Origin of the sequence: Streptomyces sp. NBC_01267 (assembly GCF_036241575.1) — a bacterium.
Classification (GTDB): Bacteria; Actinomycetota; Actinomycetes; order Streptomycetales; family Streptomycetaceae; genus Streptomyces.
On the sequence record NZ_CP108455.1, the window covers coordinates 6,818,527 to 6,840,397 of the forward strand.

Annotated in this window: 20 protein-coding genes; 8 read left to right on the plus strand and 12 right to left on the minus strand. The window is 70.8% G+C overall.

The features are described 5' to 3' along the window. Nucleotides 1-41: 41 nt before the first annotated feature. The 11 genes from OG709_RS30630 to OG709_RS30680 all read right to left on the minus strand — a co-directional run bounded on the left by OG709_RS30630 (nt 42) and on the right by OG709_RS30680 (nt 11,880). The gene (locus OG709_RS30630) at nt 42-1,328 is read right to left on the minus strand and encodes a glucarate dehydratase family protein (RefSeq protein ID WP_250306486.1); all 1,287 of its coding nucleotides are present in this window, start codon (nt 1,326-1,328) and stop codon (nt 42-44) included. Nucleotides 1,329-1,357: 29 nt separating this feature from the next. Beyond that, nucleotides 1,358-2,320: a 5-dehydro-4-deoxyglucarate dehydratase gene (locus tag OG709_RS30635; RefSeq protein WP_250306460.1), complete on the minus strand. Its 963-nt coding sequence runs from the start codon at nt 2,318-2,320 to the stop codon at nt 1,358-1,360. A 94-nt stretch (nt 2,321-2,414) separates the two neighbouring features. Further along, complete coding sequence (locus OG709_RS30640; RefSeq protein WP_250306458.1) at nt 2,415-3,260, minus strand: NAD-dependent epimerase/dehydratase family protein; 846 nt, start codon at nt 3,258-3,260, stop codon at nt 2,415-2,417. 331 nt (nt 3,261-3,591) lie between these two features. After that, nucleotides 3,592-4,272: a GntR family transcriptional regulator gene (locus OG709_RS30645; protein ID WP_250306456.1), complete on the minus strand. Its 681-nt coding sequence runs from the start codon at nt 4,270-4,272 to the stop codon at nt 3,592-3,594. After that, a complete protein-coding gene (locus OG709_RS30650) occupies nt 4,272-5,153 on the minus strand; it encodes an amidohydrolase family protein (protein WP_250306454.1) in 882 nt (293 codons plus the stop codon). Before OG709_RS30650 ends, OG709_RS30645 begins: the two co-directional genes overlap by 1 nt. Then, nucleotides 5,150-6,088, minus strand: a complete 939-nt coding sequence (locus tag OG709_RS30655; protein WP_266646239.1) for an aldo/keto reductase — start codon at nt 6,086-6,088, stop codon at nt 5,150-5,152. Before OG709_RS30655 ends, OG709_RS30650 begins: the two co-directional genes overlap by 4 nt. Then, nucleotides 6,085-6,873 (minus strand): ribonuclease activity regulator RraA, encoded by a 789-nt coding sequence (locus tag OG709_RS30660; RefSeq protein WP_250306453.1) that lies wholly within the window; start codon nt 6,871-6,873, stop codon nt 6,085-6,087. The genes OG709_RS30655 and OG709_RS30660 overlap by 4 nt, the downstream gene beginning before the upstream one ends. Then, nucleotides 6,860-8,818: a hypothetical protein gene (locus tag OG709_RS30665; protein ID WP_250306452.1), complete on the minus strand. Its 1,959-nt coding sequence runs from the start codon at nt 8,816-8,818 to the stop codon at nt 6,860-6,862. Before OG709_RS30665 ends, OG709_RS30660 begins: the two co-directional genes overlap by 14 nt. A 2-nt stretch (nt 8,819-8,820) precedes the next feature. Then, nucleotides 8,821-9,657 carry a carbohydrate ABC transporter permease gene (locus OG709_RS30670; protein WP_250306451.1) on the minus strand — a complete coding sequence of 279 codons (837 nt, stop codon included), beginning with the start codon at nt 9,655-9,657 and terminating at the stop codon, nt 8,821-8,823. Further along, nucleotides 9,654-10,634 (minus strand): carbohydrate ABC transporter permease, encoded by a 981-nt coding sequence (locus OG709_RS30675; RefSeq protein ID WP_250306450.1) that lies wholly within the window; start codon nt 10,632-10,634, stop codon nt 9,654-9,656. Before OG709_RS30675 ends, OG709_RS30670 begins: the two co-directional genes overlap by 4 nt. Beyond that, entirely contained in the window at nt 10,621-11,880 is a 1,260-nt protein-coding gene (locus tag OG709_RS30680; RefSeq protein WP_250306449.1) for an ABC transporter substrate-binding protein, read from the minus strand. The genes OG709_RS30675 and OG709_RS30680 overlap by 14 nt, the downstream gene beginning before the upstream one ends. Before the next feature lie 307 nt (nt 11,881-12,187). Between OG709_RS30680 and OG709_RS30685 the strand changes: the two genes are divergently transcribed. The 8 genes from OG709_RS30685 (at nt 12,188) to OG709_RS30720 (ending at nt 21,213) form a co-directional block, all read left to right on the plus strand. Continuing rightward, a complete protein-coding gene (locus OG709_RS30685; protein ID WP_266646020.1) occupies nt 12,188-14,407 on the plus strand; it encodes a right-handed parallel beta-helix repeat-containing protein in 2,220 nt (739 codons plus the stop codon). Nucleotides 14,408-14,593: 186 nt separating this feature from the next. Further along, nucleotides 14,594-15,352 (plus strand): SDR family NAD(P)-dependent oxidoreductase, encoded by a 759-nt coding sequence (locus OG709_RS30690; protein WP_250306446.1) that lies wholly within the window; start codon nt 14,594-14,596, stop codon nt 15,350-15,352. Nucleotides 15,353-15,392: 40 nt separating this feature from the next. Beyond that, a complete protein-coding gene (locus OG709_RS30695) occupies nt 15,393-16,136 on the plus strand; it encodes a FadR/GntR family transcriptional regulator (RefSeq protein ID WP_250306445.1) in 744 nt (247 codons plus the stop codon). Continuing rightward, entirely contained in the window at nt 16,133-17,278 is a 1,146-nt protein-coding gene (dgoD, locus tag OG709_RS30700; RefSeq protein ID WP_250306444.1) for a galactonate dehydratase, read from the plus strand. The genes OG709_RS30695 and dgoD overlap by 4 nt, the downstream gene beginning before the upstream one ends. Before the next feature lie 5 nt (nt 17,279-17,283). Next, on the plus strand, nt 17,284-18,162 hold the full coding sequence (locus tag OG709_RS30705) for a hypothetical protein (protein ID WP_329168457.1): 879 nt from the start codon (nt 17,284-17,286) through the stop codon (nt 18,160-18,162). Further along, on the plus strand, nt 18,150-18,803 hold the full coding sequence (locus OG709_RS30710; RefSeq protein WP_250306442.1) for a bifunctional 4-hydroxy-2-oxoglutarate aldolase/2-dehydro-3-deoxy-phosphogluconate aldolase: 654 nt from the start codon (nt 18,150-18,152) through the stop codon (nt 18,801-18,803). The genes OG709_RS30705 and OG709_RS30710 overlap by 13 nt, the downstream gene beginning before the upstream one ends. A gap of 71 nt (nt 18,804-18,874) precedes the next feature. Next, entirely contained in the window at nt 18,875-19,801 is a 927-nt protein-coding gene (locus tag OG709_RS30715) for a sugar kinase (RefSeq protein WP_443068589.1), read from the plus strand. Nucleotides 19,802-20,205: 404 nt separating this feature from the next. Further along, complete coding sequence (locus OG709_RS30720; RefSeq protein ID WP_250306441.1) at nt 20,206-21,213, plus strand: TIGR03842 family LLM class F420-dependent oxidoreductase; 1,008 nt, start codon at nt 20,206-20,208, stop codon at nt 21,211-21,213. 165 nt (nt 21,214-21,378) lie between these two features. On the opposite strand, the gene OG709_RS30725 is transcribed toward OG709_RS30720, so the two are convergent. Next, the gene (locus tag OG709_RS30725; RefSeq protein WP_250306440.1) at nt 21,379-21,738 is read right to left on the minus strand and encodes an SH3 domain-containing protein; all 360 of its coding nucleotides are present in this window, start codon (nt 21,736-21,738) and stop codon (nt 21,379-21,381) included. Nucleotides 21,739-21,871 lie beyond the last annotated feature (133 nt).

Genomic DNA, 21,871 nt, shown 5'->3' on the forward strand with positions numbered 1-21,871 from the left:
CCGCGGTCGGGGCCGCGGCGCCACCTCGAAGGGACCCCCGGTCACCACCGAGGCTTTGCCGGGTCGAAGTCCGGGTGGAACCGCCGCATGTACCCCGTGTCGTCGCGTCCGGTGATGCCCTGCCGGAGGTAGTTCTCATGCAGCCGGGCGAGCGCATCCCGGTCCAGCCGCACGCCGAGCCCCGGCGACATCGGCACCGGCACGGCCCCGTCGACGAAGGTCAGCGGGTTTTCCACCACGTCGACGCCCAGCTGCCACGGCGTGTGGGTGTCGGCTGCGTAGGACAGCTGCGGCAGCGCCGCGCCGAGATGGGTCATCGCGGCGAGACTGATCCCGAGATGGCTGTTGGAGTGCATCGACAGGCCGAGGCCCCAGGTCTCGCAGATGCCCGCCAGACGCACGGACTGCCGCAGCCCGCCCCAGTAGTGGTGATCCGACAGGATGACCTGGACCGAGCCGCGTTCGACGGCCTCGGGGATGTGGTCGAAGGAGACCACACACATGTTGGTGGCCAGCGGCATCCCGGCGGTCTCCGCGACAGCGGCCATGCCGGCCAGGCCCTCGGTCGGATCTTCGAGATATTCCAGCAGGCCCTGTGTCTCGGCGGCGACCCGGCGGGACGTCTCGACGCTCCACGCCGCGTTGGGATCGATGCGCAGCGGCAGCGTGGGGAACTCCGCGCGCAGCGCGCGAATGGCGTCGAGCTCCACGTCGGGAGCGAAGACACCACCCTTCAACTTGATCGACCGGAAGCCGTACTGCTCCACCATCGTCCGGGCCTGGGCCACGATCCCGGCAGGGTCGAGCGCGGCGCCGAAGAGGTCCGGTCCGTCGCCGGGATGCTGCGCCCACTTGTAGAACAGGTACGCCGAGAAGGGCACCGCGTCGCGTACCCGGCCGCCGAGGAGATCGTGGACCGGACGGCCGATCGCCTGGCCCTGTACGTCGAGGCAGGCGACCTCGAACGCGGAGAAGACCCGCAGCGACACCTTCTCCGGTCCCATGCCGCCGGACGGACCGAGCTTCTCCGACGGCGCGTCAGCGGTGCCGAGCAGCCCGTCCACCACGGACCTGATGTATTCGGTACGGAACGGGTCCAGCCCGATCAGCAGCGGCGCCACCGTACGCAGCACCGCCAGGTGCGAGGCGTCGCCGTAGGTCTCGCCGAGCCCGATGAGCCCGTCCCCGCAGTCGATTTCGATGATCGCGCGCAGGGCCCACGGCTCGTGGCAGCCCACGGCGTTGAGCAACGGCGGATCAGGGAACGCGATGGGGGTGATGCGGATGTCGACGATCGTGGGGTGCCCTGACGGGCTCTGCGGCTCCATGAGGCCCTTCCTCGTACGGGAATCAGTGGTCATGCGCGGGACTCCTCCAAGCGACGGAGCGCCGTGCGCCCGCGGTCCACGAGGGACGCGAGTTGTGCGACGTGGTCCGGGGTGGCCTCGACCAACGGCGGCCGGACCGGACCGACGGCCAGACCGGCCAGCCGCGCACCGGCCTTGACCAGGGAGACGGCGTAGCCCGGCACGCGGTCGCGCAGCGCGGCGAACGGCAGGTAGAACTCCGTCAGAAGCGTCTGCTGCGCCACCTCGTCGCCGTCGCGCACGGCCCGGTGGAACGCGGTGGCGATGTCGGGGGCGAAGCAGTGCACCGCCGAGGAGTAGCTCTCCACGCCGATCGCCGCGTACGCCCGTGCGCTGAGTTCCGCGGTCGGCAGGCCGTTGAGGAACCCGAACTCGGCGGCGCGGGGGTGTCCGCTGGTACGCACGGCGGTGACCAGGCGCAGCATCGCGTCCACGTCACCGCGGCCGTCCTTGATGCCCGCGATGTTCGGGATGTCGAGCAGTTCCACCGCGGTGGCCGGATCGAGGACCGCGTTGGCCCGCTGGTAGACGGTGATCGGCAGCGGTGTGGCCGCGGCGACGTAGCGGATGTGGCGCACCAGCCCCTGCGGGGTGGACGTCAGCAGATACGGGGGCATCAACAGCAGCCCGTCGACGCCGCATTCCTGCGCGGCCAGCGCGAACTCCCGTGCCACCCGCGGGCCTCCGCCCGCCCCGGCGAACACCGGTACGCGTCCGGCGGCCTGCTTCACCGCGGTGGCCACGACCTGCCGGTACTCGTCGAGCCCGAGCGCGGGGAACTCGCCGGTGCCGCACGCCACGAACAGCCCGCCGGGTCCGGCGGCGATCTGTGCCTCGACGTGAGCGGCGAAGACGTCCAGGTCGACCTCGTCGGCTTCGTCGAAGGGAGTCAGAGGGAAGGAGAGCGGTCCCGGGAGGCGCGTTGTTCGTTCATCGCATTTCACGGTATTCATGGATGAATCTCCACTTCAAGGGTTGCCTCGGCCGCGGCGGTGCCCGGCCGACTGTGACGAGTACGAGCAGATGGCAGTGATCAGCGGACGGCCGTCACGAGGTCCGCCCCAGCGGAATGGCGCACCAGTCGCCTCCGAGCCGGGGTGCGATCGGGTCGGTGGGGTCCGGCGGCCCGCACTCGGCGAGCACCTCGGGCGCGAACTGCTCGGCGTCGTCGAGCGGGTGGTAGCCGATCGCCTCACCTTCGGCCGGGCTCACCCAGCCCCGGGTGTTGCGGCTGACCCCCCAGACGATCCGGTAGCCGGGTTCGCGGCAGCTCAGGCAGGCTTCGACGAGGCGGTGCCCGTCGGCCGGTGACAGCCAGGTGGACAGCCCCCGGATCCCGTTCGGCTTCGGGAACCAGCTTCCGATGCGCAGACAGATGACGTCCATGCCGAAACGGTCGTGGTACAGGCGCCCGGCGGACTCGACCGCGGCCTTGCTCCAGCCGTACAGGGTGTCCGGGCGGGCCGTGACGTCCGCGGCGACCGGAGTGCCCTCGTACGGGTGGAAGCCGACGGCGTGGGTCGAGGAGGCGAGGACGACCCGGGGCACACCGGCCAGCCGGGCCGCCTCCAGGAGGTTCAGTGTCCCGCGCACGTTGCGGTCCAGGACGTCGTCCAGGGTGGACTCGGCGCTCTGGCCGCCGAGATGGACGATCGCGCTGACGCCCCGGCAGGCGTCCAGCAGCGCCTCGGTGTCGGTGAGGGAGGCGATCACGGTCTCCTCCGCACCGCTCCCCTCGACGGCGGGCGGCGTGGCGATGTCGAGGAGCCGCAGCGTGCGGCCCTCCCGCGCGGCCAACGGCCGCAGCAGCGTGCCGACCTTGCCCGCGGCGCCCGTGAGCAGGATCCGGGTGGTATCGGTGGAGCCGGTGGCATGCGCGCCTTGCCGGGGCATGCGGAACCTCCAGATGTCGTTCGATGCGTGGCTGAGCCGCGTCCACGGCCGGCAGCGGCCCGGCCTTCCGGGCACGCCCCGGCGCCGGGGCGGCGATCGGGTGGCCGGGCCGTGGCCGGGCCACCCAAGTCGGTGCCGGGACAGGAAAGTTCAAGGGAGTGACCGGCGAACGCGTCGCTCACGTAAGCCAGTTCATACGCCGGTTCACGTACGCCAGTTCACGTACGTCGGTTCAGTTACGCAGGGGGCGACCCGTACCGTTCACCGCGGAACTGGGTGAACACGGTCGCGGTACGGATCGCGCGCGGCTGCCGGGTGCGTCCGGACGGTCCTATGCGTCGTGCTGCGACGGCCCGGCCGTACCGGTCGCGTGGCGGCGGAAGGCCTCCGCGGCCTCGTCCTCCCGGCCGTTGACGAGTATGTCGAGCAGGCGTGCGTGTTCGTCGACCAGCTTGTCGCGGCTGCCGGTGTAGAACGGGTTGGACACCACGCGCAGGGTCCAGAGACTGGGCTCCATCACCTCCCACAACCGCGGGAGCAGGTGGTTGCCGCTGGCCTGGCAGACGAGGCGGTGGAAGGCCATGTCGCTGTCGCGGAAGCTGCTCGGGTCGTCGTGCAGGACCGCCTTGCGCATGTCGTCGACCACGGCGTTCAGCTGGTCGACGTAGCCCTCGGCACGGCGCTCGGCGGCGGCTCGGGCCGCGAACTCCTCCAGCAGACCGCGCAGTCCCCTTGCCTGCTCGGCCTGCTCGATCGAGATGCTGGCGACCCGGCTGCCCAGCCGTGGCACATGAGTGACCAGGCTCTCGTGCACCAGCCGTTTGACGGCCTCGCGCACGGGAGCCTGGCTGATGCCCAGGCGCTTGGCGATGTCGGATTCGACGATCCGCTGATCCGGCGCCATCTCGCCGCTCAGGATGGCCGAACGCAGCAGTCGGTACACCCGGTCGGACAGCAGCCCGCCGGACGTCATGCCTCTGTTCTGTTCGAGCAGATCGTTCAGACCAGTCATCAGTGCTCCCTCTGCCGCATCATTGTCGTCCTGCCGGTGGCGGACGTGCCCGCCGGATCGAGTCCGTAGGCCCCGATGGCCGTTCCGCCCCGTACTGCCTCGGCCTCGTCCGTGGTCAGTCCGCCCAGTACACGGGCCGTGGCCCCGGCCACATCCTCGTACGCCGACCACTGGGTGCTGACCGGCCAGTCGGATCCGAACATGAGCCGGCGTGGCCCGAACACGTCCAGCAGCACCCGAGCCACGGCATCCATGGATACACCGTCCGGTTCGGCGATGGCCTTGCCGAGTCCCGACAACTTGCATACCACGTGGGGCAGTCGGCCCAGTGGCGCCAGCTGCGCGGCCCACTCCGTGAGGCCGTCGCGCCGTACGTCGACGGCGGAGATCGCGGCGTGGTCGACGACGAACCGCACCTGCGGCAGATCCCTGGCCGCCGCGTGTGCCTCGGGCAGGGTCCCGTGGCCCAGCAGCAGATCCACCGTCAGGCCCCGCTCACCGAGAGCCGCGAGTGAGCGCCGCACCTGGGGCAGTCCGAGGCGGGCGCCGTCGCCCGCCCCGACCGGGTCACGGACCCCGACCAGCGCCGAACCCCCTTCCTCCGCACGCAATGCGTCGATCGTGTCCACAGCGGACGGATCGGCGAGATCCGCGTGGACGACGACTCCGGCGAGCCGGGCGGACCGCGCGGCCAGACCCAGCAGCCAACGGGCCTCGTCCACGGTCCGCCCGGCCTGCACGACGACAGCCGACACGGGTCCGGCGGCCGTCGTGAGGTCGTCGAGGAGGAAGGGGCGGTGCAGTTCACCCGCGGACCGCAGCCACGCGTGGTCGTGCAGGCCGGGGTCCCACAGGTGGACGTGGGCGTCGATGGCGGTCACGGCGTCGGCACCTCCTGCGGGAGCAGCCCCGCCGCGCGCAGCTCCGCCCACAGATCGGCGGGGACGGTGGTCTGCGCCATGGCGAGGTTCTCCCGCACTTCATCGGCCGTCCTGGCTCCGACGACCAGCGTGGACACGGCAGGATGACCCCACCCGAACTGCAGGGCCGCCGCCTTCAGCGGCACCCCGTGGCGGGCACAGATCTCCGCGATGGCCAGTGCGGCGGCAACCTGGTGCGGCTCGGCAGCCCGGTAGTCGTACTTCGCGCCGGGCCGTGGATCGGCCAGCAGGCCCGAGTTGTACACCCCGCCCAGGACGACCCCGACACCGCGGGCCTCGCAGGCGGGCAGCAGGCCCGTCAGAGCGTCCTGGTCGAGGAGGGTGTACCGGCCGGCCAGCAGCACGCAGTCCACGTCGACCCGCGTGACGATCCGCTCCAGCATGGCGCTCTGGTTCATGCCCGCGCCCACCGCCGACACCACGCCCTGCTCCCGCAGGTCGACCAGGGCGCGGAAGGCCCCCGCGAGGGCCTCCTGCTCGTGGTGGTCGGGGTCGTGGACATGCGCGATGTCCACCCGGTCCAGGCCGAGCCGGGTCAGGCTCTCCTCCAGGCACCGCATGGTGCCGTCATAGGAGAAGTCCGGCTCGGCCCCGTCGTCGGTGAGGAGATATCCGACCTTGGTCGCGACGACGACCTCGGACCTGGGCACCCCGGCCAGCACCTGGCCGAGGCGCTGTTCGGACACGCCGTGGCCGTACCGGGGCGCGGTGTCGAACAGGCGCGTCCCGCCGGCCAGCGCGGCACGCACCGTGCCGGCGGCGTCCTGCTCCGCAACCGCCTCGTACAGGTTGCCCAGGGGCGCACAGCCCAGGCCGAGCCTGCCGACCGTGAGACCGGTGCGGCCCAGCACACCCGGGCCCGAGACCTGATTCATCGCTGCGACGACCGCTGCTGGTCGCGCCACTGCTCGTACTCCGCGCGCGACTCCGAGGTCAGCGGGTAGTAGTTGCCGAGCCGGGCGCCCTGGTCGAGCCGCATCCGGCTGAACACCTCCCACTCCTGGTGGTCCTGGGCCGTGGCGACCACCTCCGGCGCGGTCGCCTGGGGGACGACGACGGCGCCGTCGTCATCGGCGACCACGATGTCGCCGGGCAGGCACAGCACCCCGCCGGCGGCAACCGGCACGTCGTACGCCCAGGGGAACAGCTCCGACTGGGAGGCGTAGTGCGGGGTGGTGCCGGTGCACCAGATCGGCACGCCGAGCTCGCGGACCCGAGGAGCGTCCCGGATCCGGCCGTCGACGACGATGCCGGCGCCGCCCTTGCGCTTGAAGTAGCGGACGAGCATGTCGCCGACGCAGCCGCTGAACGCCGACCCGTACGCCTGGATGACGAGCACGTCACCGGGCTGTACCGCCTCCAGCACCGCCCACAGGGCGGTCTGGCGCTCGACGGCCTCCTGGGCCAGGCCGCTGGCGATGTCCTCGCGCTGCGGCATGAACTGGAGCGTCAGCGCCGAACCGGCGATCTTCTGCCCGGTCGCGAGGGGCTGCGGCCCCTCCATCCACGTGCGCCTGATGCCCATGCCGTGGAGCTTCGCGCACGCGGTGGCGCTGCTCACCTGGCCCATCTGCCCCACCAGTTCGGCATCGGCCCGCTGGTACGCGTCACCGCGCACCGGGAGGGGAAACACCGGCTGGGCCTGTTCATCGGTCGTCATTCTGCTTCTCCTGGAATCGGTCGAACGTGGGGTGGCTCGGGGTGAATTGGTGGCGCCGGACCTGCATGGACAGGCCGAGCCGGGTCCCCGGCGGCAGGACCACCAGAAGGTGGTTGTCGTGCACGTCGATGCGCCGGGTACTGGTCGTGAACTCATCGGCCCGGTAGGCGCGGTTCGGGCCGGGATAGCCGTCGTCGAGCTGGTCCACCACGACGTGGTCGATGCCGTCCTCGGCGAACGCGCCGGCCTGTACGACCACACGCCGCTCGCGCGTATTGCTCAGGTTGACCAACTGGACGCCGACCCGGGTCTCGTCGAGCTCCTCGACGAGGGCGGCGACGTCGGCCGGCAGGCCGGGACGGCTGCGGTCGGCGTCCCAGTAGCGCACCCGGGTCTGCTGGAGCCCCCCGTTGTAGGGGGCGGCGGGCGCGCCGGTGGTCAGCTGCACCAGGATCTCGGTCACCACGGGATTGAGCCGCTGCCACCAGTGGATGTCATCGGTGCGGACCGACGACGCGTCCTCGTGGACGAGTGCCATCCTGCGGGCGACCTGCCCCAGCGCCATGCCGAGAGCGCGCGCCGGGTAGTCGGGGTTGCGGCCGTCGAGGTAGGCGAGCCACGGAGCTTCGTGCCCGGCCTCCTCCTTGTCGCGGAAGGCGTGCACGGTCGTCCAGTCGTAGCCGCACTCGCGCTCCACCTGGTCGAGCCGCTGCCGGTCCTGCGGGTCGCCGGAGCACCACCAGATCCAGGCCGGGAAGGCGATCTGCAGCGGCTGGTGGTCGAACCAGCCGTGCATGCCCTTCCGGTAGGGCACCAGTTGCAGGTCGGCGTCGGCGTCGGGCCCGAGGCGCTGGAGCCAGGTCGAGGCCATGCTGGATTCCCCGTCACGGACCGGCCCGCGCGTCGCCTCTTCCAGCACCCGGTCCAGTGGGGCGCGGGCCAGGTCGAACCACGCGTCGTCGCCGGTGACCAGCGCGGCGTTCATGGCCGCGATGAGAGCGACCGCGCCGACGCTGTGCAGACCGTGCGGCCAGGTCCAGCCGTACGAGCCGCCGTACCAGCGGCCGTCGTGCAGCTCACCGACCTCCCCGGAGGGGCCCACGTTGTCGGGGACGATGCCGTCCGCGGCGGCGGCCCGGTCACGCCAGGCCTGCACGTAGTCGACGAGCCAGTCGCGGTACCGGTCCTCGCCCGTGTACAGCCACGCGTTGGCGATCAGCGAGGTGGACGCGAGGTTCACCGCGACGTCGCCGTCGCCGAGCCGCCGGTCCATCGCCTCGCCCATACGCCGCGCGTTGGCGGGGTCGGCCAGGTCGTCCCAGCTGTCGATGCCGGGCAGATCCTCCAGCGGCAGGCCGTACGGCTTCATGTTGGTCAGTTCCGCGCCGTACCCCTGCGCCCATCCCTCGTCCACGCCGCGGCGCGGCCCGCCGGCCCCGGTGTGCGGGGCCGTGATGATCCGCCGCGGGCCGTCGACATTGCCGACGGGCGAGGTGGGCAGGTAGAGCTCGGCGAAGCGCAGCGCCCGCCGGCGGAACGTGTCGTCGGACGGGTCGGCCGCGCAGATCCCGTAGAACATCAGCAGCGACTCGCCCTGGTGGAACCAGTCGTACCCGCGCTCGTACTCGTCGACCAGGAACCCGGCTTCGGACAGCTGCCGGGTGACGCCGTTCCAGTGCTTCTTGCTGGCGTCGAGCAGGTCGTCCGACCCGCCGAGCATGTACAGCATCGGCCAGTTGAAGAACGGCTCGTAGAAGTCGTCCGCCCCGTCACGGCCTTCCAGTACCCCGTCGAAGCGCAGCCCGCCCTCGGGGTGGCAGTACCGGTCCTCGAAGACCCGCCATGCCTCGTCCAGTACGGAGAACAACTGCCGTTGCAGTACGGCCCAGGCGGGCGGTTCGCAGGCCGGCACGGACGCCGTCACGCTCACCATGTGCTTGCCCACGGTCATCCCTTCGTCGCGCCGGCGGTGAGGCCGCCGACGATCTTGCGCTGCATGATCACGAAGAAGATCAGCACCGGCGCGATGGCCAGCAGCAGCGTCGGATAGACCACGGACAGGTCGGTGGTGTGCAGACCGATCGCGGAGTACACGCCGGTCATCACCGTGTACAGACCCGATGTCGGGCCCAGCACGATCTGCGGGTTCACGAAGTCCGTCCAGACCCCGATGGTGTGCAGGACGATCGCGGTGACCACGACCGGCTGCATCAGCGGGAAGATCACCTGCCAGAAGGTGCGCAGCCGGCCCGCGCCGTCGATCTGCGCCGCCTCGTCGAGCTCCCGGGGGATGGACTTGATGTAGCCCACGAACAGGAACATCGACAGCGGCAGGGTCAACGTCGCCTCGTACAGGACGAATCCGGGGATCGTGCCCATCAGGCCCGTGAAGCGCAGCACGTAGATCACCGGGATGACCAGGACCTGCCCGGGGATGAACAGCCCGGCCAGGAACACCAGCAGCATCCCCTTGTGCCACCGGCGGGTACCCCGGGCGATGACATAGGCGGCCGGCCCGGCCAGGGCCAGGGACAGCACGTTGACCAGCACCACGAACATCACCGTGACGCCGAACGCCTTGATGATGTTGTAGTCCGGTGACGACAGTGCCGCTCGGAGATGGTCCGTGGACAGCACTCCCGGGGCGGCGGAGAACGGCCGTTGACGGATCGCCGACTCCGGCTTGAACGCGTTGACGATCACGAGGTACAGCGGCACCAGCATGACCAGGGCGAAGAGGCCGAGCATGACCGAGCCGACGCGACTGCCTGCTTTGCGGTTCACTGTTCCACCGCCTTCTCGCTGCGCTGGCGCAGCGCCACGACCACGATGGCGAGCACCGTGATGACGATCATGAGGACGATGCTCTGGGCCGAGGCGTAGCCGATCTTCCCGTTGAGGAACGACTCCGACAGGACCAGGTACGCGTACGTCTGCGTGTGGCCCGCCGGACCACCGTCGGTCATCGCCAGTACCAGGTCGTAGACCCGCAGCAGTTGGACGAGTACGAGGACCACGTTGATCGTCACCGTGGGTGCCAGCATCGGCAGCACGACCTGGCGGAACGTCTGCCAGCGTGAGGCACCGTCGATGCGCGCCGCCTCCAGGAGCGACTCGGGGATCGTCTGCAGCCCGGCCAGGTAGAGGACCACGTTCACCCCGAACGTCGACCAGATCACCACGAAGACGACCGATGCGAGCGCCCAGTGAGGATCGGACAGGAACGGGATCTTCGAGCGGTGCGCGGCGCTCAGGAGCGTGTTGATGGCTCCCTCACTGCTCAGGATGGCCGACCACAGGAAGCCGATGATGACCGCGCCGAGCACGTGCGGGTAGAAGAACAGACCCCGCAGTATCGCTTTGACGCGCCCCTCGCCGTTGAGCATGACCGCGAGGCCCAGACCGAGGACGTTGCAGGCCACGGTGCCGACCACCGCGATCACGAGCGTGACGTACGCCGCGTTCTTCACGCCCGGGTCGTGGAACAGCTGGACGTAGTTGTCCAGGCCCAGGGATTTGTAGCTGTCGGAGAAACCGTCCCAGTCGGTGAAGCTGAGCCGTCCGGCGACCACGACGGGGATGAGGATGAAGGCCACGACCGCCGCCAGTGCGGGGCCGACCATGAAGATGCTGGACAGGCTGCGGGCGGCGCGTACGCGCAGCGGGCGCGGGGGAGTGTGCTGAGTGCGACGGGGGCGCTCCTGGACCGGCGGGTTGTCCGACGGTCCAGAAGCGGTGAGCGTCGCGTTACTTGGGCGCATTCGCGGACCACCACTTGTCCATGGCCCCCGCCACCTTGTCCGCCGACGTTCCCAGATACATGCTCTGGACCTGGGTGTTGAGCTCGTCGGGGAAGCCCGCCGGTGACGAGTTGTCGCCCAGTCCCGGGCCGATCGCGACGGTCTTGCCGCCGGCGGCGTCGAGGAGCTTCGCGATGTCGTTGGTCAGCGGGGTGGCCTTGTAGCTGTACCCGGTACGGAAGTTGCCCTCCGCGCTCAGTCCCTTCGTGACCGCCTTCTTGTCACTGACCAGGTACTTGACCAGGTCGATCGCCTCGGCGGTGTGCTTGGAGCTCTTGAGCACCGAGTACGGCATGGCCGGGTTGGCGGCCTGCGGCGGCGTGGAGCCGTCGAACGTGGGGACGGGGAACACGCCCGCGTCGAAGCCCGGCTTCGCATCGGCGAGTGAGGCCGCCAGCCAGTTGCCCATGACCATCGTCGCCGACTTGCCGGCGGTGAAGTTGTTGATCATGTCCTGGTACTTGATGCCGTTGGCGTCCTTGGGAACCAGGCCGTCCTTGATCCAGGACTGGTAGACGTCGAGGAACTTGGCGTAGTTGCTGCCGGCGAAGGTCACGGAGCCCTTGTTCCGCTTCGCGTACCACTGCGGCTCGGTGTTCATGACGTTCGGGTTGGCCATCATCAGGGCCTGCGCGCCGGTGGTCCACTCACCACCGGTCTGCATCGGCGTGTAACCGGCGCTCTTCAGCTTGCGCAGCGCGGCGGTGAACTCGTCGAACGTCTTGGGCGTCGAGGTGACACCGGCCTTGGTGAAGGCGTCCTTGTTGTAGAACACCAGCGACTGGAGCTGGACGCCGGTCCCGGCCATCCAGACCTTGCCGTCGAGTTTGGACGCCTCCGCGAACGGTGAGTCCTTCACCCACTGCGCGTCGGGCAGCGGTGCCATCTGTCCGGCGAGAGCCGTGTTCTGCCCGCCGGCGAGGATGTCGGGGGGGCTGCCGGCGGCCAGTTGCTGCTTCAGCGTGTCCTCGATGCCCCTGCCGGTGGGCGCCTCAATCGTGACCTTCACTCCGGGGTGATCGGCGACGTACCCGGCCACCAGGTCCTTGTAGAACTGCTTGGTCAGCACCGGAGTGATGTTGACCAGCATGCGGATGTTCTTGCCGCCGCCTGCTGAATCGGTGCCGGTCGAGCAGCCCGTGAGCAGTGCGGCGGATATGGCGAGAGCACCCAGTTTGACCAGATGCCGGCGAGAACCCGAACCCATCGAACCCTCCATCGAACGCTTATCGCTTATCGCTTATCGATAGCGACCTCACCATCGGGGAAGTTCCGGGCAGCGGTCAAGGGTTGGCAACAGCAGCGTTACCTGTTCGCAACCTGCGAGGGGTGTGAACTCGGTTTCTTGCGGCGGGTTTTGAAAGATCCCTTGACACGCGCCGCCGCCGACCCGCTACTTGGCGCTCAGCGATTATCGATTAGCCGGAGCATCGCGCAACGAGGGCTCGGCCGGAGGCGCTGTTCGCCCCGGATCGAGGACCCGGTTCCGGTAGGTATCTACGAAAGGGCACTACATGTCCAGATTCTCGCGACGTGATCTTCTCAAGGCCGCCGGGGCCGTCGGCGTCGGCGCGTCCGCAGCCTTCGTCGCCGGGCCGGCCTACGCCGGTACCGGCGCCCGCCGGGGCCGGGCCGAGGACCAGAAGTCCTTCTTCGTGGCTACGGACGGGAAGGACTCGAACCCGGGTACCCAGGCCGCGCCGTTCGCCACGCTGGAGAAGGCGCGCGACGCGGTCCGCGCCTGGCGGGGGGCGGCGCGTGGCCGTGCCACGGCGCCGGTGACCGTCTTCCTCCGGGGCGGCACGTACCGGCGGACGCAGAGCTTCACCCTCGACGCGCGGGACTCCGGTACACCGGGCGGGCCGGTCACCTACGCCGCGTACAACGGCGAACAGGTCCGGCTCGTCGGCGGCGTGGACCTCCCCGCCACCGGGTTCGGGGCGGTCACCGACGAGGCGATCCGCGACCGGCTCCCGGCCGGCTCGCGCGACATCGTCCGCGAGTTCGACCTGAAGGCGCTCGGGATCACCGACTACGGCCAGATCGTCCAGGCCGGCTACGGCCTGCCGCGCTCGGTCACCCCGCCCGAACTCTTCTTCAACAGCGAGGCGATGACCCTCGCCCGCTACCCGAGCACCGGGTTCCTCACCACCGGCCAGGTCCTCGACCCGGGCGGGAACCCCCGTAGCGTCCTCGGCGACCCCGACAAGATGGCCGCCGAGTTCGCCAAGGGCGCCACGTTCAAGTACACCGACACCCGGCCGTCGACCTGGGCCGACACCAGCGACGTGTGGATGCAGGGCTACTGGTTCTACGAGTGGGCCGACGGCAACCTCCAGATCAAGGCGATCGACCCGGCGGCGCAGACGATCTCCACCAGGACCGCCAGCATGTACAGCGTCAAGGCGGGCCAGCGTTACTACTACTACAACGTGCTGGAGGAGCTCGACTCTCCTGGCGAGTGGTACCTCGACCGGTCCACCGGGAAGCTGTACCTGTACCCGCCGAGCGACCTGTCCGGCGCTTCGGTGCAACTGTCGCTGCTGGCCGACCCGATGGCCGTCCTCGACGGCTGCTCGAACGTCACGTTCTCGAACCTGGCGTTCGAGGGGTCGCGCAGCGACGGCATCGTCATCACCGACGGCACGTCCAACACGGTCGAGGGCTGCACCCTGCGGCTCCTGGGCGGTCGCGCGGTCGCGATCGGTGACTCAAGCGTCTCGGCCGGGCCGCACGGCGGTTCGGACAACGAGGTCCGCGGCTGCCACATCCAGGCCACCGGCCAGGGTGGCGTCGCCCTCGCCGGCGGTGACCGGGCCACCCTCACCCCGGCGAACAACCGGGTGGTGGGCAACGAGATCCACGACTACAGCCGCCTCCAGCTGACGTACAGCCCCGCGGTCGAACTCGCCGGTGTCGGAAACCATGTGGCCAACAACCACATCTACGATGCGCCGCACGTCGCCATCGTCTTCCGCGGCAACGACCACGTGATCGAGTACAACGAGATCAACGACGTGGTGAAGGAGACCAACGACGCAGGGGCCATCTACGCGGGCCGGGAGTGGACCGGACGCGGCACGGTCATCCGCTACAACTTCCTGCACGACATCGTGGGCAGCGGCGGGTCCCTCTTCGCCTCGGGCATCTACCTCGACGACTGCTTCTGCGGCACGACCGCGTTCGGCAACATCTTCTACAAGGTCGACACCGCCTTCCAGATCGGCGGCGGCCGGGACAACACCATCAGCAACAACATCATCCTGTCGTCCAGCCACTCGGTGACGCTCGACGAACGGGGACTCAACTGGGCGGCGGGGGACCTGGCACCCGGCGGCGCGTGGGGGATGTACGACCTGCTGGCCGCCGTTCCCTACCAGCAGGAGCCGTGGCGGACGCGCTATCCGCACCTCGTGACCATCGCCGACGACCAGCCGGCGTACCCGAAGTACGACGTCGTCGAGTACAACGCGCTCTGCTCCGTCCCCGCGCTGAGCATCGCCCCGTCCGCGCGCACGTACGGAACGGTCGACCACAACCTGACACTCACCGCCGACCCCGGCGTCGTGACGGTCGTGGACGGGAAGCCGACCCTGGGCAACGACGACGTGATCGCCGCTCAGCTCTCCGGCTACCAGCGGATACCCATGGACCGGATCGGGCTCGACGCGAACCGTGCGACCGGGAGCCACCGTCCGGGACGCCGTCCCGGCCGAAGCCGGAAGATAAATTAGTAATTAATCTTGACGGTGGCCCGGTTGCCCCGTCAGGCTGTACCAGCGGAACGAGGGGTCCGGCCGCCTGGGTCAGGAGGCCGGACCCCGTGCCGTGGGCGCGTCGGCGGAGTCCTACGCGCACCACCGCACCGAGCCGACCGCTTCACCACCCGAGTCCACCACCCGAGGAGTCGACCCCGCCCCATGAACGGAAACACCCGCTTCGCCGACAAGGTGGCCGTGGTCACCGGAGCCGCCTCGGGCATCGGGGCGGCCACCGCCGAACGGCTCGCCGAGGAAGGCGCCGCGGTGGTCCTCGCCGACATCGCCGCGGACCCCGGCGAGAACGTCGCAGCCGGTATCCGCGCACAGGGCGGCCGGGCCGTCTTCGTCCGCGCGGACGTCTCGGACGAGGGCGACTGGGCACGGATCGTCTCCGCGGCACACACCTTCGGCCCCGTCGGCGTCCTGGTGAGCAACGCCTACACGGTCGACGTCACCCCCGCGCACGACATGACCGTCGCCTCGTGGGAGCGCCAGCTCGCGGTGAATCTCACCGGGGCGTTCCTCGGCTTCCGCGCGGTCCTGCCCGACCTGCGTGAACAGCGTGGCGCGGTGGTGGTCACCTCCTCCGTCCACGCCCACAAGGGCATCCCCGGGCACCCCGCCTACGCGGCGTCCAAGGGCGCGCTGCTCTCCCTGTGCGGACAACTCGCGGTGGAGTACGGGCCCGAGGTGCGGGTCAACGCGGTACTGCCGGGTCCCATCCTCACCGCGGCCTGGGACCGGGTGTCGGAGGAGGACCGCAGGAAGAGCGTCACCGAGACCGCCGCGCAGCGCTTCGGAACGCCCCAGGAGGCAGCGGCAGCCATCGCGTTCCTCGCTGCCGACGAGGCGTCCTACATCACGGGATCCAGTCTGCTCGTCGACGGCGGCTGGTCCGTCCTGAAGGCCTCGGCCTGACCGGCGCCGTACCCGACGCACATCAGAAAGGCACACAGACATGACGCCATACGCGCGTCGCGGAGTGCACGGCCAGACCGTGGAGACTCTCGCGCGCCGGGTGCTGAGTGGCGAGATTCCCGAGGGGGCGACCCTCGACCTGGTGACGCTGCAGGGCGAGTTGGACGTCAGCCTGACCACCCTGCGCGAATCCCTGAAGGTCCTGGCGGCCAAGGGAATGGTCGATGCCCGCCAGAAGCGCGGAACCTTCGTCCGCGCCCGCTCCGACTGGAACCTCCTGGACGCGGATGTGCTGCGCTGGCAGTTCGCGGTCGCCACCGGGACGGGTACCGACCTCGGGCTGCTGCGCGATCTCGGTGAGGTCCGCGGCATCATCGAGCCGGCCGCCGTCCGGCTGGCCGCCGAACGCCGCACCGACACCGACCTCGCGGCCCTCGAAGCGGCCCTGACCGCCATGAGCGAGCAGGAGGGCGGCGCGACCCACGCGGTCGAGGCGGACCTCGCTTTCCACCGCGCGCTCCTCGCGGCCACCCACAACGAACTGCTGGACCGTATGGAGATGGTCATCGAGTCCGGCCTCGCGCACCGCGACGAGATCGTGCACTCCTCGCCGCACGGCGAGGACCCCGTACCCAGCCACCGTGCCGTCCTGGACGCCGTACGCGACCAGGACCCGGCCGCGGCCGAACGCGCCATGCGGGCTCTGCTCGACCAGGCCGTACGCGACCTCGACCGGGCGCACGGAAGCCGACCTGCCGCAGACGAGGGGACCACGGCCCTGTGAAGATCACGCGTATCGAGACCTTTCTCGTACCACCCCGCTGGCTGTTCTGCCGGATCGAGACCGACGAAGGCGTCGTCGGCTGGGGCGAACCCGTGGTCGAGGGCCGGGCCGAAGTGGTCCGTACCGCCGTCGACGTCCTCGCCGAATACCTGATCGGCCAGGATCCGCTGCGTATCCAGGACCACTGGCAGGTGCTCAGCAAGGGCGGCTTCTACCGGGGCGGCCCGGTACTCTCCAGCGCCGTCGCCGGCATCGACCAGGCGCTGTGGGACATCGCCGGCAAGTCCTACGGCGCCCCCGTCCACGCCCTGCTCGGCGGCCCGGTCCGCGACGAGGTGCGGGTCTACGCCTGGGTCGGCGGCGACGAACCCGCCGAGCTCACCGAACAGATCACCGCCCAGGTCGAGGCCGGCTTCACCGCCGTCAAGATGAACGCGGCAGGCCGCACCTCACCTCTCCCCACCCCCGCCGAGACCGCCGGCGTCGTCGACCGGGTGGCCGCCGCCCGCGCGGTTCTCGGCCCCGGCCGTGACGTGGCCATCGACATGCACGGCAGATTCGGACCGGCCGGCGCGCGCCGTGTCCTGCACGCCATCGAGCCCCTGCACCCGCTGTTCGTGGAGGAACCCCTCCTTCCCGACCAGGGACACCTGCTGCCCTCCCTGGTCGCCGGCACCTCCATACCCATCGCCACCGGCGAACGGCTCTACGGGCGCGCCGAGTTCCTGCCCGCACTCACGGCCGGCATCGCGGTCGCCCAGCCGGACCTCTCGCACGCCGGGGGCATCTCCGAGGTCCACCGCATCGCCTCGCTCGCCGAGACCTACGGGGCACAGCTCGCCCCGCACTGCCCCCTCGGCCCCATCGCGCTCGCCGCCAGCCTCCAGGTCGCCTTCGCCACCCCGAACTTCCTCATCCAGGAACAGAGCCGGGGCATCCACTACAACAAGGACGCCGACCTGCTGTCGTACGTGGTCGACACCGAACCCTTCCGCTTCGTCGGCGGACGGGCGCGGCGCACGGACCTGCCGGGGCTCGGCGTCACCGTCGACGAGAAGGCCGTACGCGCGGCCGACCGGACCGGGCACGCCTGGCGCAACCCGGTGTGGAGGCACGACGACGGTGCCTTCGCCGAGTGGTGAGCACGGTGACAGCTCCCCGCATCGAGACCGACGCGGCCCACGGCGGACGGTGGACGTCCCTGCGTGCCGCCGGCCGCGAATGGCTCTGGCACCGCGACGAGCCACGCCGCCCCGGCGCCGTTCCGGGCGACGCCTTCGCCGACGCCGGTGGACTGGAGGAATGCGTACCGACCGTACGCGGCACACCCGACCACGGCGCTGCCTGGACCCGGCCCTGGCAGCGGTCCGACGGCACCGAGTCCGTCGACTGCCCGGACTTCCGGCTCAGCCGCCGGATCCGCAGCGACGGGGACCGCGCAGTGGCCGACTACCGGCTCACGGCCGAACCCGGCTACCGCTTCCTGTGGGCCGCGCACGCGCTGCTCGCTCTCTCGGAGGAGGCCCGTATCGGGATCAGGGACGGAACGCCGACCCGCCTCTACCCCGACGGCGGTGCCCGGTGGATCCCCTGCTCCTGGCCGTCGCAGCCCGGACGGACGGGAGGGCTCGACCGGCTCGGGCCGGACGACGGGACGGCCGTCGGCGCCGTCGTCGACACCCCGCAGGTGTACGTACGCGACGGCGCGGCCACCTTGCGCATGGCCGTCGAAGCGGAGGGGCAGCCGGTGTCCGTGGCGGTGTGGCGCAACCTCGGCGGCTTCCCCGAGCAGGAGCCGTACCGGTCCGTCGGGGTCGAGCCGATGCTCGGCCGGGTCTTCGACCTGGCGGCCGCAGGGGACGGGGACGCCGCGTGCGTCCCGCCCAGTGGCGAGGTCCGCTGGCGTCTCACCCTGACCGCGCAGACATCTGAGCCGTGCGCACCACCAGCGCCCCGCACGGAACCGGAAGCCGACACGGCACCGGAAGACACAGACAGGAAGGAAACCCGCCCGTGGATCTGCTGACCGCGCTGCGCACCCACCGGATCGTCGCCATCGTGCGCGGCGACGACGCGGACGCCGCGCTCAGGACCGTACTGACCCTGGCGGAGGAGGAACTCCCGCTCATCGAGGTCTCTCTGAGCGGACGGGACGCACTCGACGTCATCCGCCGGGCCCGCGCCGAACTGGGCCCCGCCGCACCCCTGGGCGCGGGCACCGTACTGACCGCGCAGGACGCACAGGCGGTACGCGACGCGGGAGCCGACTTCGTCGTCACCCCTGCGGTCTGCGAAGCCGTCACGGAGGCCAAACGGCTCGGGCTGCCCGTGCTCGGCGGGGTGATGACCCCTACCGACATCGTCGCCGCACAGCGCCTCGGCGCCGACGCGTTCAAGATCTTTCCTGCGGCGCAGGCCGGTGGCCCGGGATATCTGAAGGCGCTGCACGGGCCGTTCCCGGACGCGCCGTTCGTGCCGGTCGGGGGAGTGGACGCCGACGTGGCCCGGACCTACCTCGCGTACGGGGCCACCGCGGTGGGTGTCGGCTCGCCGCTGATCGGTGACGCGGCCGACGGCGGCAGCCTCGACGCCCTCCGCGAGCGGGCGCGCGCCTTCCGCGACGCCGTGGGCGCCGCCACCTCCGGGGACGCGGGCGGAACCGAGTGACGGTGACGCACACGCCCTCCGGATCCGGCCGGCGACCGGTGGCGGGACCGGTGACCTGTATCGGCGAGACCATGGCCGCGCTGGTTCCCGAACCCACCGGCCCGCTGGACGGCGCCGGTCTGCTCGGGATCCGGATCGCGGGCGCCGAGTCCAACGTGGCGATGTACCTCGCCGATCACGGGGTGCCCGCCCGTTGGGTCTCCGCGCTGGGTGACGACCCGTTCGGACGCCGGATCCGCGCCGAGGTGGCCGCGTCCGGGGTCGATGTCAGCGGCGTACGCACCGACCCGGACCGCCCGACCGGACTCCTCGTCAAGGACCCCGGCACCGGGAGCACCCGGGTCCACTACTACCGCCGCGGCTCCGCCGCCTCGGCCATGACCCCGGACCTCCTGGACGACGAGGCCGTGCGCTCCGCCGGGCTCATCCACCTGAGCGGCATCACCCCGGCGCTCTCGGCGGGCTGCCGGGACCTGGTCACCGCGCTGCTGGAGCCCGGCCTCGCCGAACGCCCGTGCCCGGTGAGTCTCGACGTCAACTACCGGGCCGCTCTGTGGGCGGACGGTGCGGCGGCCACCGTGCTGCTCGGGCTCGCCCGGCGGGCGGACATCACGTTCGTGGGCCTCGACGAGGCGCAGGCCTTGTGGGGAGAGGGACTGACCGACGCCGCTGCCGTACGGGACCTGCTGCCACAGCCGCCCGTTCTCGTCGTCAAGGACGGTGCGCGGGCCGCCACCGCCTTCGACGGAGCCGGGGTCCACACCGTGCCCGCGCGCAGGGTCGAAGTCGTCGAACCGGTGGGCGCCGGTGACGCGTTCGCGGCCGGGTTCCTCGCCGGGCTGCTGCGGGGCGAGGACACCGTACGGGCGCTGCGGCTGGGGCATCTGACGGCGGGCGCGGCACTGCGGGTGCCCGGCGACCACGGCCCGCTGCCGAACCGGGCCCGCCTTGCCGAACTGCTCGACGCGGCGCCCGGGGAGTGGGTAGAAGGCGAGTGACCCGGCGATCGGTTTCCGCGGCGCCGGGTGCGCTCCGCGGAAACCGGCCGCGGTTCCGGAACCTCGTTCACCAGCCAGGAGCGCTCGGCGCCGCCCGTGCTCACGGAGGACCGGTGGGCGCGTGCGGGACCTCTTCCCAAAGCCCGGACAGCGGTCCAGAATCGTCCCCCTACTCGCGTTCGGGGCGGCGTTGCACAAGGTTCGGTGCTGCCTCATGTGGAACGATCCGCCGGAGCACGTCACTCAAGGGCGGCGCCCCCAGCACCTCTGCCCGTGTGCGGGCCACCTGCCAGTTCCTGACCCGCCCCACCCGCGCGCCGCAGCACGCACCTGGATTCGCGTACCGGATCCCCGCGCCGGGGTTCGCGCACCCGGATCCCCGCACCCGGACAAGGAGCCCCGTCATGGACTTCGGCCTCGTCCTGCAGACCGATCCGCCCGCATCGGCCGTCGTGGAGCTGATGCGGCGCGCCGAGCGCAACGGCTTCAGCCACGGCTGGACCTTCGACTCCGCCGTGCTCTGGCAGGAGCCGTTCGTCATCTACAGCCGCATCCTGGAGCACACCACCGATCTCGTCGTCGGGCCCATGGTCACCAACCCGTCCACCCGGACGTGGGAGGTCACCGCCTCCACCTTCGCCACGCTCAACGAGATGTACGGCAACCGCACGGTCTGCGGGATCGGCCGCGGCGACTCGGCGATGCGGGTCGCGGGCCGCAAGCCCGACACCCTGGCCACGCTGGGCGAGGCGATCGGTGTCATCCGCGACCTCGCCGAGGGACGCGAGGCCGGGGTCGACGGCCGGACCGTACGGCTCGGCTGGGTGAAGGACGGGAAACTGCCCGTCTGGATGGGAGCCTACGGTCCCAAGGCGCTCGCCCTGGCCGGGCAGCGGGCCGACGGCTTCATCCTCCAGCTCGCCGACCCCTTCCTCACCGCGTCGATGGTCACCGCGGTGCGGACGGCGGCGTCCGACGCGGGCCGCGACCCGGACGCGGTGACGATCTGCGTCGCCGCGCCCGCCTACGTCGGTGACGACCTCGCGCACGCCCGCGAACAGTGCCGCTGGTTCGGCGGGATGGTCGGCAACCACGTCGCCGACCTGGTGGCCCGCTACGGAGCGCACTCCGGGCTGGTCCCGGAGGCGCTCACCGCGTACATCGAGCAGCGTGAGGGGTACGACTACAGCCACCACGGCCGCAGCGGCAACCCCGACGCCGCGTTCGTGCCCGACGAGATCGTGGACCGCTTCTGTCTGCTCGGCCCCGTCGAGGCCCACGTCGAGAAGCTCCGGGCACTGCGGGACCTGGGCGTGGACCAGTTCGCGGTGTACGCGATGCACGACGCCCGGGAGGCGGTCATCGACGCGTACGGCGAACACGTCATTCCGGCGCTCAACGGATCCCACTGAGGTCCAGCGGATCGTCAGGGCGAGGAGCCTGCCGCAACGGCGTCCCCCGCAGCAGTGCGCTGTGGCCTCCCGCCACCTGCCGGGAGGCCACAGCGCACTTGAGGGCTTCGACACACGAGCGGGGGCGCGCAGAAAGAGCGTATTCCCACTCAGTGGCCCGGCCCGTCAGCAGGGTTTGGTTGCCCCGCCGTCGTCCAGGTTGCCGTCGTAGATCCAGCCGCTGATCTCGGTGCCCTCGATGCGCGCGTGGGTCCACGTGTTGCCCGCGGAGTTGTACACGTAGCAGTGGTAGTAGAGCTTCGCACCGTAGATCGTGGCCGTGGTGGGGCAGTCGGCGTTCGGACCGGTGCGCAGCGGCGCGGAGCTGCCGGACACGTACCCGTAGCCGGCATCCTTGTTCGCCCACCCCGGATGCGTACACGCCGCGGCTGTGGCGGTCGCTGCGCCTGCGGTCGGGGCGGAGACGAGGGTGGCCGAGACGGCCAGGACGGGCAGAGCGAATCCGGTCAGCAACTTGTGTCTCATCGTGTTCCCCATTCGATGATCGGCCACCGGGCGGCGGCGCGAGGTTCTGACGACCTCCTCTGAGCGGTGTGCTCGGAGGAGGACCTGCCTCAGGATGCGGTGGGGGAAGGGGGGCGAACAATTGTCAGCTGTA

What these genes read in the sequence shown, in the direction of transcription:
- OG709_RS30630 (WP_250306486.1), bottom strand. Translation starts at nt 1,328, where the DNA reads ATGGAGCCGCAGAGCCCGTCAGGGCACCCCACGATCGTCGACATCCGC.
- OG709_RS30635 (WP_250306460.1), bottom strand. Translation starts at nt 2,320, where the DNA reads ATGAATACCGTGAAATGCGATGAACGAACAACGCGCCTCCCGGGACCG.
- OG709_RS30640 (WP_250306458.1), bottom strand. Translation starts at nt 3,260, where the DNA reads ATGCCCCGGCAAGGCGCGCATGCCACCGGCTCCACCGATACCACCCGG.
- OG709_RS30645 (WP_250306456.1), bottom strand. Translation starts at nt 4,272, where the DNA reads ATGACTGGTCTGAACGATCTGCTCGAACAGAACAGAGGCATGACGTCC.
- OG709_RS30655 (WP_266646239.1), bottom strand. Translation starts at nt 6,088, where the DNA reads ATGAATCAGGTCTCGGGCCCGGGTGTGCTGGGCCGCACCGGTCTCACG.
- OG709_RS30660 (WP_250306453.1), bottom strand. Translation starts at nt 6,873, where the DNA reads ATGACGACCGATGAACAGGCCCAGCCGGTGTTTCCCCTCCCGGTGCGC.
- OG709_RS30675 (WP_250306450.1), bottom strand. Translation starts at nt 10,634, where the DNA reads ATGCGCCCAAGTAACGCGACGCTCACCGCTTCTGGACCGTCGGACAAC.
- OG709_RS30680 (WP_250306449.1), bottom strand. Translation starts at nt 11,880, where the DNA reads ATGGGTTCGGGTTCTCGCCGGCATCTGGTCAAACTGGGTGCTCTCGCC.
- OG709_RS30685 (WP_266646020.1), top strand. Translation starts at nt 12,188, where the DNA reads ATGTCCAGATTCTCGCGACGTGATCTTCTCAAGGCCGCCGGGGCCGTC.
- OG709_RS30690 (WP_250306446.1), top strand. Translation starts at nt 14,594, where the DNA reads ATGAACGGAAACACCCGCTTCGCCGACAAGGTGGCCGTGGTCACCGGA.
- OG709_RS30695 (WP_250306445.1), top strand. Translation starts at nt 15,393, where the DNA reads ATGACGCCATACGCGCGTCGCGGAGTGCACGGCCAGACCGTGGAGACT.
- OG709_RS30715 (WP_443068589.1), top strand. Translation starts at nt 18,875, where the DNA reads ATGGCCGCGCTGGTTCCCGAACCCACCGGCCCGCTGGACGGCGCCGGT.
- OG709_RS30720 (WP_250306441.1), top strand. Translation starts at nt 20,206, where the DNA reads ATGGACTTCGGCCTCGTCCTGCAGACCGATCCGCCCGCATCGGCCGTC.
- OG709_RS30725 (WP_250306440.1), bottom strand. Translation starts at nt 21,738, where the DNA reads ATGAGACACAAGTTGCTGACCGGATTCGCTCTGCCCGTCCTGGCCGTC.